The sequence below is a fragment of the Pseudomonas sp. CLCA07 genome (genome assembly GCF_053615335.1).
In genome coordinates, this window is sequence record NZ_CM132131.1 from 1,845,091 (window position 1) to 1,857,501 (window position 12,411).

A 12,411-nucleotide genomic window follows, 5' to 3' on the forward strand; every position below is an offset into this window, starting at 1 on the left:
GTAAAACGGGAGCGGTTTTTCCGCTCCCGCTTCAGGCACCCTATGCCAACTGGCTGCGCAATTGCCGCGCCGCCGCCACCATATTCACCAACGCCGCTTCGGTCTCCGGCCACGCCCGGGTCTTCAACCCGCAATCCGGATTCACCCACAAACGTTCGGCCGGAATTCGCTTCACGGCTTTGCTCATCAATTTGACCATCTCGGCCGTGTCCGGCACCCGTGGCGAGTGGATGTCGTACACACCCGGCCCGATGTCATTCGGGTAGTCGAACGCTTCGAACGCCTCCAGCAACTCCATATCCGAACGCGAGGTTTCGATGGTGATCACGTCGGCATCCATCGCCGCGATGGACACGATCACGTCGTTGAATTCGCTGTAGCACATGTGGGTGTGGATCTGGGTTTCGTCACGCACACCGCTGGCGCTCAAGCGGAACGCTTCCACCGCCCAGTCCAGATACTCCTGCCATTGCGCCCGGCGCAGTGGCAAGCCTTCACGGAACGCGGCTTCGTCAATCTGGACGATTTTGATGCCCGCATTTTCGAGGTCGACCACTTCGTCACGCAGGGCCAGCGCCAATTGTTGCGCCTGGATCTTGCGCGACACGTCTTCGCGCGGGAACGACCACATCAGCATGGTCACAGGGCCGGTAAGCATGCCTTTCATGACCCTGTCGGTCAGGCTCTGTGCATACGTGATCCAGTCGACGGTCATCGCCTTGGGACGGCTGAGGTCGCCGTAGACAATCGCCGGTTTGACGCAGCGCGAACCGTAGCTCTGCACCCAGCCAAAACGGGTGAACAAGTACCCATCCAACTGCTCGGCGAAGTATTCGACCATGTCATTGCGTTCGGCTTCGCCGTGTACCAGCACGTCCAGTCCCAGACGTTCCTGTATTTGCACGGCGTGGCGGATTTCGCTGTGCATGGCGTCGGTGTAATCGTTGGCCGACAGCTTGCCTTGCTTGAACGCCTGACGCGCCAGACGGATCGAACCGGTCTGCGGAAATGAACCGATGGTGGTGGTCGGGAACGCCGGCAGTTTCAAGCGTACGCGCTGCTGCTCGATGCGCTGGGCAAACGGCGATTGGCGCTGGCTGTCCGTTGCGCCGATGGCGGCAATACGCGCCTGCACATCGGCTTTGTGAATGCGCGGTGACTCGGCGCGGCTGGCCTGAATCGCCCGGCTTTCGGCCAGTGCGGCTTGCACTTTTGGCGATTGCGGGTCGTTGAGGGCGTCGCGCAACACGGCGATTTCGCCACACTTCTGCACGGCAAAGGCCAGCCAGCTTTTCAGTTCCGGATCGAGTTTGTCTTCACGTTCCAGGTCCACCGGGCTGTGCAGCAGCGAACAGGAACTGCTGACCCACAGGTTGTCGCCAAAACGTTCCTGGGCCGGTTGCAGTTGCGCGAGCACTTGCTCCAGTTCACAGCGCCAGACGTTACGGCCATTGACCAGACCGACCGATAGAATTTTGTAGGTCGGCAGCCGATCCAGCACCTGGCCGAGCTGGTCCGGCGCGCGTACGGCATCGATGTGCAAGCCTTGCACCGGCAGGCCAACGGCCAGGCCGAGGTTATCTTCCAGACCGCTGAAGTAGGTCGCCACCAGTTTTTTCAGCGGCGAATATTGAAGGATGTGGTAAGCGCGCTCAAAGGCGTTTTTCCAGGCTTGCGGCAGGTCGAGGGTCAGGATCGGTTCGTCGATCTGCACCCATTCCACGCCTTGTGCGGCGAGGCGCGTGAGGATTTCGTTGTACACCGGCAGCAGGCGTTCCAGCAGGTCGAGTTTGTCGAAGTCGTTGCCTTTGGCCTTGCCCAGCCACAAGTAAGTCAACGGGCCGATAATCACCGGTTTGACGTTGTGCCCCAGGGCTTTGGCCTCGTCGACTTCATTAAACAGCTGTTCCCAGCTCAGCTTGAATTGCTGGTCAACGCTGAACTCCGGGACCAGGTAGTGGTAGTTGGTGTCGAACCACTTGGTCAGTTCCTGGGCGTATTGCGCTTTGCCGTGTTCGCCGCCGCAGCAGGTCGCGGTAGCGCCTCGGGCCATGGCAAACAGCGTGTCGAGGGTCGGCAGGCCGTTGGCATTTTTGGCACTGTCGAAACGCTCGGGGATCACGCCGAACGTCAGGGAATGGGTCAGCACCTGATCGTACCAGGCGAAGTCGCCGACCGGCAGCAGGTCGATGCCGGCGTCTTTCTGCAATTGCCAGTGGGTCGCGCGCAATTGGCGGCCGACACTGTTCAGCGCGTCCTGATCGAGATCGCCCTTCCAATAGGATTCAAGGGCTTTTTTCAGTTCGCGGTCCGCGCCGATGCGTGGGAAACCTAGTGTGTGGGCCAGCGCCATGATGAGTTCTCTCTATAAAAGATGCTGTAAAACATGGCGCTATTGTCGACAGCCAACCCATCATGAGACAAACTCAACCTTTTCGTGTTGATCACAAGTTTTTCTCATGGAGCCATCCGGTGCTTGAAATCCGTCACCTCAAGACCCTGCACGCCTTGCGCGAAGCCGACAGCCTGGTCGATGCCGCCGACCGGCTGCACCTGACGCAATCGGCCCTGTCCCACCAGTTCAAGGAACTGGAGGAGCGCATGGGCATGCCGCTGTTCGTGCGCAAGACCAAACCGGTGCGCTTCACCAGTGCCGGTTTGCGCCTGCTGCAACTGGCCGACGCCATCCTGCCGCTGCTGCGCGGCGCCGAGCGCGATATCGCGCGGTTGGCGGGCGGCACGGCCGGGCGCTTGCACATGGCGATCGAGTGCCACAGTTGCTTCCAGTGGTTGATGCCGACCATCGATCAGTTCCGCGATGCCTGGCCGGAAGTCGAATTGGACCTGGCCTCCGGTTTTTCCTTTGCACCACTGCCGGCGCTGGCCCGTGGCGATCTGGATCTGGTGGTGACCTCTGATCCGCTGGACATTGCCGGCATCACCTATGTGCCGCTGTTCACCTACGAAGCCATGCTGGCGGTGGCCAACCAGCACCGGTTGGCGAGCAAGGCGTACATCGTGCCGGAAGACTTGCTCACGGAAACCTTGATCACCTACCCGGTGGAACGTGATCGGCTAGACATCTTCACCCGCTTCCTGGAGCCGGCCGATATCGAACCGGCGCAGGTCCGCACCTCGGAACTGACGGTGATGATGATGCAACTGGTGGCCAGCGGTCGCGGCGTGTGCGGCATGCCGCATTGGGCGCTGCATGAATACAGCTCGCGGGGTTACGTGAAGGCCAAGCGGCTGGGCGAGAAAGGTTTGTTTGCGACGCTGTACGCGGGGATTCGTGCGGACATGCTGGATGCGCCGTATATGCGCGATTTCTTGCTGACGGCGAAAGACACGTCGTTCTCGACGCTGGATGGGGTCAGCGCAGTCCGCTAGGAACACAGTCCCCTGTAGGAGCCGGGCTTGCCCGGCTCCTACAGGGGATAGCGGTGGGTTTAGAGTTCACGCCACATATGGATTTTGTCGAAGTAGTCTTCGCCCACCCACACCGCCAGCGGTTCCAGGCCGAACTGAATGAAGCCGCAGCGCTGGTACAGGTTGAACGCTGCCTCGTTGCCGGCAGTAACAGTCAGTTGAATGACCTTCAGCGCCGGATGATTGCGCGCCTCGGCCAACACCGCTTGCACCAACTCATACCCCAACCCGCGCTGGCGAACCGTGCCCGACACATACAGGCCAAACAGCCTCGCCTTGTGCCGGGCCTTTTCTCGCGGTTCAAATGCCAACCCGACAATGCCCGCCAGCCGGCCTTCTTCAAACGCCCCAAACACCGCATCCAGCTTGCTGGTCAGGCGCTTTTCCCACCAACTCAGCGGCATCGCGGCGCGTTCGCGCACACTTGAAGTGAAGGCCTGCGGATGCAAGTCGTAGGCTTCGAGCATCAATTCCCGGTAAGCCAGGGCATGACTGGCATCGAGCCGTTCAATCCACATGTTCACGCCATCTTGCGTTGCTCAAGCATCAGCCGCACCGCCAGTGCCGCCAACACAAAGCTCATGAAATAACGCTGCACCGCCAGCCAGGCCGGGTTGTTGACGAACCACGAGGCGATGCCCGCCGCGAACAACGCGATCAGCAGATTGACGCAGAAGCTGACACTGATCTGCGTCAGGCCAAGGATGAGGCTTTGGCTGAATACCGAGCCGTGTTCAGGGTTGATGAACTGCGGAAACACAGACAGGTAAAACACCGCAATCTTGGGGTTCAACGCACTGGTGAGAAACCCCATGGTGATCAGTCTGCGCGATGAGTCCGGCGGCAATTGCTGCGCCTCGAACGGTGAACGCGCACCGGGCTTGACCGCCTGCCAGGCCAGCCACACCAGGTACAACGCCCCGGCCCATTTCAAGACTTCATAGGCCATCGGCACCGCCAGGAACACCGCGGTCAAACCGGCAGCGGCGGCGAACAAATGCACGAAGAACCCCGCGACCACGCCCAGCAATGACGTCACGCCGGCCTTGCGCCCCTGACAGATTGAACGGGAGATCAGGTAGATCATGTTCGGCCCCGGCGTCAGCACCATCAACAACGCGGCGGCAGCGAAAATCAACAGATCTTGAAGCGGAATCATGGGCAATCCTTCGTCCGGTAATGATTAGGCAGGTTCGCTCAGCGATGCTCGATAAAACGGCAGGATCAGGTCCCGTGTCAATGGCGCCAGCGTAACATCGCCATCGATGGCCGGGTCGATCCAGATCACTTCTTCGATCTCCGCCGCCGGGGTAACGTCGGCATCGATAGTCAGCAAAAACAGTTCGGCGTGTACGACAAATCCCGGCTCGTTGGCGGCCGGTGCCGAGAAGTGCCCAAGGTAACGGGCATGCGCAGGATCGATGATCAGACCCAGCTCTTCTTCCAGCTCCCGGGCCAACGCGTGTACCGGTTGTTCATGGGCTTCGATCTTGCCGCCCGGCTGCATGAAGGCTTGAGTGCCGCGCTTGCGCACCAGCAATGTGCGGCCGTCGGGACCGATCAACAGGGCGGCGGCGATGCGAATGAGGCGCGGTGTATCAGCGGATGAAAGCGTCATGGATCAGAGAGGGCCTTGGGTAAAAACCGCAAGGATCCCATGCTCGCCGGGGGCTCGTCATCAGACGGACACCCGGATCGCGCGAACAAGAGACTGTTATCGATTTTCCTCAGGGCGCAGAATGCCTGACAACTGCGCTGCGCCGCTGATCCCTGTGGCGAGGGGGCTTGCCCCCGTTCGGCTGCGGAGCAGTCGTAAGACCTGCAAAGAGTTCTGTTGGGAAGAATGCGGTGGATGGTTTGGGACTGCTACGCAGTCCAACGGGGGCAAGCCCCCTCGCCACAAAAGCAAGTTGCAACATTGCTAATCAATGACCGAGTCCGACCCCAAGGAAACCGTATGAGCCTGTCACTCCTGAGCCGCTACGCCTTCTTTGCCGCTTGCGTGATCTTCACCCTCGCCAGCCTGCCCTTTGTGCAATACGACTGGCTCTGGCCGATCACTGCCGTCACGGGCGTGCTCAGCCTGATCGGCGTGTTCGATCTGCTGCAAAGCCCGCACGCGGTGCGTCGCAACTATCCAATCCTGGGCAATATTCGTTATCTGGTGGAAGGCATTCGCCCGGAAATCCGCCAGTACCTGCTCGAATCCGACAGCGATGCCCTGCCCTTCTCTCGGGCCCAGCGTTCGCTGGTTTATTCACGCGCCAAGAACGAAAGCGCGGACAAACCCTTCGGCACGCTGATCGATGTGTATCAGTCAGGCTTCGAGTTCATCGGCCACTCGATGCGTCCGGCGCCGTTGAGCGATCCGAGCGCGTTCCGCGTGATGGTCGGCGGCCCGCAATGTACCCAGCCGTACTCCGCGTCAGTATTCAATATCTCGGCCATGAGCTTCGGCTCGCTCAGCGCCAACGCGATTCGCGCCTTGAACCAGGGCGCCAAGCTCGGCAACTTTGCCCATGACACCGGTGAAGGCAGCATCAGCGCTTACCATCGGGAAAACGGCGGCGACCTGACCTGGGAACTCGGCAGCGGTTACTTTGGCTGCCGTACCGCTGACGGCCAATTCGACCCGGAACGTTTCGCCGCCCAGGCACAAACGCCGCAAGTTCGCATGATCGAAATCAAGATGTCCCAAGGTGCTAAACCCGGCCATGGCGGGATTCTGCCCAAGCACAAAGTCACCAGGGAAATCGCCGAAACCCGCGGCATCATGATGGGCGAAGACTGCATCTCGCCGTCGCGGCACAGCGCCTTTTCCACACCGATCGAACTGATGCACTTCATCCAGCAACTGCGTGAACTGTCCGGCGGCAAACCAGTGGGCTTCAAGTTCTGCCTCGGTCACCCATGGGAATTCATGGGCATCGCCAAGGCCATGCTGGAAACCGGCATTCTCCCGGACTTCATCGTCGTCGACGGCAAGGAAGGCGGCACCGGCGCTGCGCCGGTGGAGTTCACCGACCACATCGGCGTGCCGATGCGCGAAGGTTTGTTGTTCGTGCACAACACGCTGGTCGGCCTGAACCTGCGGGACAAAGTCAAACTCGGCGCCAGCGGCAAGATCGTCAGCGCCTTCGACATCGCCAGCGTCCTGGCCATCGGCGCCGACTGGGCCAACTCGGCGCGCGGCTTCATGTTCGCTATCGGTTGCATTCAGTCGCAAAGCTGTCACACCAACAAATGCCCGACCGGTGTGGCGACTCAGGACACCTTGCGTCAACGCGCGCTGGTGGTACCGGACAAGGCCCAGCGGGTGTTCAACTTTCATCGCAATACGCTCAAAGCTCTGGCCGAAATGCTCGCGGCGGCGGGCCTCGATCACCCTTCACAGCTGTCGGCCAAACACTTGGTGCGGCGCATGTCGGCGACCGAGATCAAGTTGTTCTCGCAGTTGCATGTGTTCTTGAAACCGGGGGAGTTGCTTACCGGGGAAGTAAATGGGGAGTTTTACTCGCGGATGTGGCAAATGGCTCGGGCGGATAGTTTTGAGCCCAATGAGGTGGCTGCCGCTTAACAATGGCTCTGCATGCCAGCTTCACGGGGAGGCTGGCATCTTTCACACCTCACGCTCACTAAACAGAATAAATCTCGAAAATAACAACCCGCAGATCAGGCTCAAGAACGAGAACGACCCGACGGTCACCAACCCGTGAAGTTTCCGGACATCAGCGAAATGGCCGACAACGAAACTCATCACCCCCATGAAACAGACATACACCAGATAACGAAGCATCGATGCTTTGGCGTCGAATGTGTACAGCGCATGCACATACAAAGAGAACGACGCAGCCACACAAAACGCCGAAACGTTACTGGCGGCCTGACTCCATTCGGCGGAGGTGGTGAGTACATAAAATATTTGCCAATGAATCAGCGTATTGGCCACGCCAACAACCGTATAGGTGGAGAATTCTTTCCATAAGGCTTTCATGTCCGTTCCCTGGCCCGCTCTCGGTTTCAGAAGTGCTTCAACCTAATGTCAGGGCAGGTGTGCGTCTACTGTCAGAAATAGCAGGTGCCGCGGTATTCCTGATTAACGGTCATGCCCACTATCTTCATTCACCACTGAAGCGTTTTCACGGGCACCGGCTCTTTCATGACGATAAAGCCGTAATCCCCCAGCAGATAAATGCGATAAAACTGGCTGTCCACCAGCGGCGGATACCCCTGATAACCCACTCGTGTCGCGTTGCGTCGTTCCTTTTCCCGGACCACATTGGTGATGCCGGTTTTCGGCAGATTTTCCGCGAGCATGTAGTAGTCGGTGTTCAGCAAATAGTGCAAAACCGGCATCTGCTTGAACGACCCTGCGGCGGCAACTAACCAGTGATCCGAGTAAGTCACCGACAAGTAAATGCGCTTGGCATCGCGCAATGCGGGGCGCGAGGCGATGTCGGCACTCAAGGCATACAGCGCGTTGGTCGCGAAGGTTTTTTGCAGGGTCAGCACGCGCCCGTAAGCGAAGGACAGCGAGAGCATCGCCAACAGCGGGATGAGCAACAGCAACGGCAGTTTTCCGTGCAACGATGCCAGAGCCCGATGACTGAGATAGAACAGCAACACCAGCACGACGCCAAAGCCCATCAAGGTTCGGGCGCCTTCATTGAAGTCACGAAAAAACAGTGAAGCACCGGGCACCAATAACACCAGGACCGGCAGAATCAACAAACACACCAACCCCATCAGCGCTTTGTGCAGCCTCCTGTCCTGCCGCGCCAGCAAGCCCTGCCCCACGCGTGCCCCCCCGACGATGGCGCACAGCAATAGCGCGGCGAACACCCAGGTAAAGCCACCATGAAACAGCAGCACGACTTTTTCCAGCACCCGGCCTGCATTGATTTCAACTTGCAGCAGTGGTGCTGCCGCTCCGTTCAACATCGCGGTGCGGTTTTGACTCATGTAAGCAAAGGCCGTGGCGCCGTAGATCAAGCCTGCCAACACCACCTGCGCGACTTTCCAGCCGAGCAATCGGCACCACGCGGGCCACGATAACTTGTCGTTTGCACCCCGCAGCAGCTCCAGGCAACAGAGCCCGAAAAACACATTGATGCTGACCTGATAAAGACCGATGGCCAACGCAATCAATAGCGCCGGAACGATCAGTTGCTGAACGCGCGTGGGGCCTTTGAACGTGATCGCGTAAATCACCGCTACCACACTCAGCGCCATGGTCGGCCCGTCATATTGGTACGACAGGTTTTGCAGGAGAAACGGGTTGTACCAAAGCGGAAGAACCACCAGGCAATGAGCAATAGTCGGTTCGGGAAAGTAGTGGAACGTCAGGCGGGTCAGGGCTGCACTCATGGCCAGCGTGGCAATCAATAGCGGCAACGGGAAGATATTGGGCGCGGCACCGCTGAAGGTCAGCAGGTTGTAGAACCATTGTGCGAACAGGCGGCCCTCCTCCGACCAGCCCATGCCAGCGGCCAGGGAACGCCAGTTGTCATCGATGTAAGGGTAATCCGCGAGGATCAACGGCAGGACATAGAGCGACGTCGCAAGAACAAACAGCAACCAGACCTGACGGCCTCCACGTGCTTTGTCGAGCCAATCGCAGATGCTCATGTCGGCGCCTCAAGGGATTTCGCCCACAACCAATACAACTTTGAATCCGACGTTAGTCAGAGATCGCAAAGCTGCCGGGCTTTTAGACCGGCGGTTGCCCTTCGGAAATGCGCTGAGACATCCCGTAATACCCACACTTTGCAATTGCCGGCTAATCCCCGCACCCTGCGCGCCGCCGATGTGCCGCGCGCGACTTAATTGTGGCACCGGCCGCCCCCACTTCAACACCGTTCAAGAGCCCGCAGCCATGACGACTGAACGCGATCACCGAATCGACTTTTTCCGTGGCCTGGCACTGATCTTCATTTTCTGGGATCACGTGCCCCACAACCCCTTGGGCCAAATTACCCTGCGTAACTTCGGCTTCAGCGATGCAGCAGAGGTCTTTGTGTTTCTGGCGGGCTACGCGGCGGTCCTGGCCTACGGAAAAGTCCTTGCGCGCGACGGTTATCTGATTACTTGCGTGAAAATCCTGCGCCGCGCCTGGGTGCTGTATGTGGTGCATATTTTTCTGCTGGCGATGCTGATGGGCATCGTGTTTTTCGCCAACAGCCATGTGGAAACCCGGGATCTGGTCGAGGAAATGGGCATGCTCCACTTCATCAGCAACCCGCAGCAAGCGTTGACCGATGAATTATTGTTGCGCTTCAAACCGAACCTGATGGATCCGTTGCCGCTGTACATCGTGTTGCTGGTTGGGTTGCCGCTGGTGCTGCCCATGTTGGTGCGAAAAGCCTGGGCGGTAGTGGCGGTATCGTTGACTGTCTACCTGCTGGCGCTGGTATTTGGCTGGAACCTGGCCGCGATCAAGGACGGCGTGTGGTACTTCAACCCCGTTACCTGGCAACTGCTGTTTGTGCTCGGCGGCGCCGCTGCGATTCACGGGCAAAGGCCACGGTTGACCGAGGATCGTCCGCTGCTGCGCCAGCCGTTGTTTGTCTGTGCGGCGATTTACGTGGTGGCTGCCGGAGTGATTACCGTCTCCTGGCGCTGGCCGGCCATTCATGACGCGCTGATGCCAACCCTTCTGGACAACCTGCTCTACCCGATCAGCAAGACCGACCTGTCGCCAGTGCGCCTGCTGCACTTTCTGGCTCTGGCATACGTTACGGCGAAACTGTTGCCGGACACTGGCTGGACGCAGAATTGGCTGGCCCGGCAATGCTCGCGCATGGGTCGTTTTTCACTGGAAGTGTTCTGCCTCGGCGTTTTGCTGGCGCCGTTGGCGGATATGATCAACGCCCTGACCGACGATGCGTTTGCCATGCAAATCTTCACCGCGTTGGTGGGGGCCGGGTTGATGGGGTTGTTGGCGGTCTGGCTGGAATTCAATAAACGCCTGAACCGTTCACCACACATCGCGGCAGCCTGAAACGAAAAAGCCCCGGCCAATGGACCGGGGCTTTTGCATTTCAGGCGTTACGCCTTACGACGCCGAACGTACCGCACCTTGCGACACTTGGGTCGGTTGCAGCTTGAACACATAGAACAACACCGTCAGCAGCACCAGGAACGCAGGCCCCACATACAGCGCCACACGGGTGTCCGGGAAGTACGCCATCAGGCCGACCACCAACACCAGGAACGCCAGCGCCAGGTACGAGCTCACCGGGTACAGCCACATCTTGTATTTGAGTCCGGCACGCTCGCTGGCGCTCAGTCCTTTACGGAATTTGAGCTGGGCCAGCAGGATCATCACCCAAGTCCAGATCGCACCGAAGGTGGCAATCGCGGTGACCCAGACGAAGACTTTTTCAGGCACCAAGTAGTTGAGCAACACACCCAGCAGCAATGCCCCCATCGACAGCAGCAAGGCGCGACGCGGTACACCGTTGCTCGACGTCTTGGCGAAACCAGCCGGGGCCTGGCCATTCTGCGCCAGGCTGTAGAGCATGCGCCCGGTGCTGAAAATGCCGCCATTGCAGGACGACAGCGCGGCAGTGATCACCACAAAGTTGATGATGCCAGCAGCGGTTTTGATACCCAGACGCTCAAAAGTCATCACAAACGGACTGCCCTGGGTGCCAATTTCGTTCCACGGGTAGATCGACAGGATCACGAACAGCGCGCCGACGTAGAACAGCAAAATCCGCCAGAACACCGAGCCGATGGCATCCGGGATGGTCTTCTGCGGATTTTTTGCTTCACCGGCGGTCAGGCCGATCATCTCAACGCCGAGGTAGGCGAACATGACCATTTGCAGCGACATCAATACGCCTTGCACGCCGTTGGGCATGAAGCCGCCGTGGGTCCACAGATTGGAAATCCCCAGCGCTACACCGTCATTACCGAAGCCGAACGCGATCACGCCGATGCCACCGATGACCATCGCAACGATGGTGACGATCTTGATCAGGGCGAACCAGAATTCGAATTCACCGAAGGCTTTTACGTTGATCAGGTTGATGGTGCCCATGCTGATCAACGCTGACAGCGCCCAGATCCAGCGCGGCACATCGGGGAACCAGACGCCCATGTACACCGCCACCGCCGTAATTTCCGCGACGCAGGTCACCAGCCACAGGAACCAATAGTTCCAACCGGTGAGAAATCCCGCCAAGGGGCCGAGGTAGTCTTGGGCATAACGGCTGAACGAGCCCGCGACGGGGTTGTGCACGGCCATTTCGCCGAGGGCGCGCATGATCACCAGGATCGCCAGACCGCCGATGATGTACGACAGCATGATGGCCGGGCCGGCCATTTCGATGGCCTTGGCCGATCCGAGAAACAAACCGACACCGATACAGGCACCGAGCGCCATCAAGCGAATATGCCGTTCGCCGAGTTCGCGTTTAAGCGGGCCGCCTTGAGCGGTCTCGCCGTGGGGCAGCTGATTGCCGACTGGCATAGGGGACATCCTCGTCTTGTTATTGGATATACCCACCGAGTGTCGAAGCGCTGACCGATAAGCCATTGCTTGCCTGAAACCGGTTTGCTTTTTGGGCAAAACCGTCCTGTAGGACAAAACCTTCAGGATCAGCGGGACGCGCAGTATAAAAAGCTTTTCGCAGGCGTTTTCACTCTATAAACCATAAATTACAGCCACAACTCTCGGCAAAAGCGCGATAGAAGGAGAGGCTTTAACTGGCTAAAGCTGATTTCACTCGCAATTGAACACGGCGGCGAGTATTGCACAGCATTGGTGCGTCGTCATGCCCAGACATTCGTAGAGTTTCCCTCTCGAAGCGTCTAATCCAAGCATTTCAGCGCAGATCACTTCCCCTGAAGCTAAAGGATTCGTTGTGGCGAGGGGGCTTGTCGGAACGCCGCACCGCCCCGTTGGACTGCGCAGCAGTCCCAGATATCAGGCACACCTTTGTTGCCGATTTTACGACTGCTTCGCAGCCGAACGGG

Annotated in this window: 10 protein-coding genes; 3 read left to right on the forward strand and 7 right to left on the reverse strand. The window is 58.9% G+C overall.

The annotated features are described in order from the left end of the window. Positions 1-40: 40 nt before the first annotated feature. Positions 41-2,353 carry a 5-methyltetrahydropteroyltriglutamate--homocysteine S-methyltransferase gene (metE, locus tag ACWGZX_RS08410; protein WP_452627997.1) on the reverse strand — a complete coding sequence of 771 codons (2,313 nt, stop codon included), beginning with the start codon at positions 2,351-2,353 and terminating at the stop codon, positions 41-43. A gap of 119 nt (positions 2,354-2,472) precedes the next feature. On the opposite strand from metE, the gene metR reads away from it, so the two are divergent. Further along, complete coding sequence (gene metR / locus ACWGZX_RS08415; RefSeq protein WP_452627998.1) at positions 2,473-3,390, forward strand: transcriptional regulator MetR; 918 nt, start codon at positions 2,473-2,475, stop codon at positions 3,388-3,390. Positions 3,391-3,449: 59 nt separating this feature from the next. On the opposite strand, the gene ACWGZX_RS08420 is transcribed toward metR, so the two are convergent. The 3 genes from ACWGZX_RS08420 to ACWGZX_RS08430 are packed head-to-tail and all read right to left on the reverse strand — an operon-like array spanning position 3,450 to position 5,047. Then, a complete protein-coding gene (locus ACWGZX_RS08420; protein WP_452627999.1) occupies positions 3,450-3,947 on the reverse strand; it encodes an N-acetyltransferase family protein in 498 nt (165 codons plus the stop codon). 2 nt (positions 3,948-3,949) lie between these two features. Next, on the reverse strand, positions 3,950-4,588 hold the full coding sequence (locus ACWGZX_RS08425; RefSeq protein WP_452628000.1) for a LysE family translocator: 639 nt from the start codon (positions 4,586-4,588) through the stop codon (positions 3,950-3,952). A 24-nt stretch (positions 4,589-4,612) separates the two neighbouring features. Beyond that, entirely contained in the window at positions 4,613-5,047 is a 435-nt protein-coding gene (locus tag ACWGZX_RS08430) for an NUDIX hydrolase (RefSeq protein ID WP_452628001.1), read from the reverse strand. Between the two features lie 339 nt (positions 5,048-5,386). Here ACWGZX_RS08430 and ACWGZX_RS08435 point away from each other — a divergent pair, with 339 nt between their 5' ends. Then, positions 5,387-7,006 (forward strand): FMN-binding glutamate synthase family protein, encoded by a 1,620-nt coding sequence (locus tag ACWGZX_RS08435; protein WP_452628002.1) that lies wholly within the window; start codon positions 5,387-5,389, stop codon positions 7,004-7,006. A 42-nt stretch (positions 7,007-7,048) separates the two neighbouring features. Here ACWGZX_RS08435 and ACWGZX_RS08440 read toward each other — a convergent pair whose 3' ends face one another. Together ACWGZX_RS08440 and ACWGZX_RS08445 are read right to left on the reverse strand one after the other, a co-directional pair. After that, on the reverse strand, positions 7,049-7,423 hold the full coding sequence (locus tag ACWGZX_RS08440; protein ID WP_452628003.1) for a GtrA family protein: 375 nt from the start codon (positions 7,421-7,423) through the stop codon (positions 7,049-7,051). A gap of 128 nt (positions 7,424-7,551) precedes the next feature. Continuing rightward, the gene (locus ACWGZX_RS08445; protein ID WP_452628004.1) at positions 7,552-9,057 is read right to left on the reverse strand and encodes a glucosyltransferase domain-containing protein; all 1,506 of its coding nucleotides are present in this window, start codon (positions 9,055-9,057) and stop codon (positions 7,552-7,554) included. Between the two features lie 247 nt (positions 9,058-9,304). On the opposite strand from ACWGZX_RS08445, the gene ACWGZX_RS08450 reads away from it, so the two are divergent. Beyond that, positions 9,305-10,429, forward strand: coding sequence for an OpgC family protein (locus tag ACWGZX_RS08450; RefSeq protein WP_452628005.1), 1,125 nt, complete (start codon positions 9,305-9,307; stop codon positions 10,427-10,429). A 54-nt stretch (positions 10,430-10,483) separates the two neighbouring features. Here ACWGZX_RS08450 and ACWGZX_RS08455 read toward each other — a convergent pair whose 3' ends face one another. Further along, complete coding sequence (locus ACWGZX_RS08455) at positions 10,484-11,905, reverse strand: amino acid permease (protein WP_452628006.1); 1,422 nt, start codon at positions 11,903-11,905, stop codon at positions 10,484-10,486. Positions 11,906-12,411 lie beyond the last annotated feature (506 nt).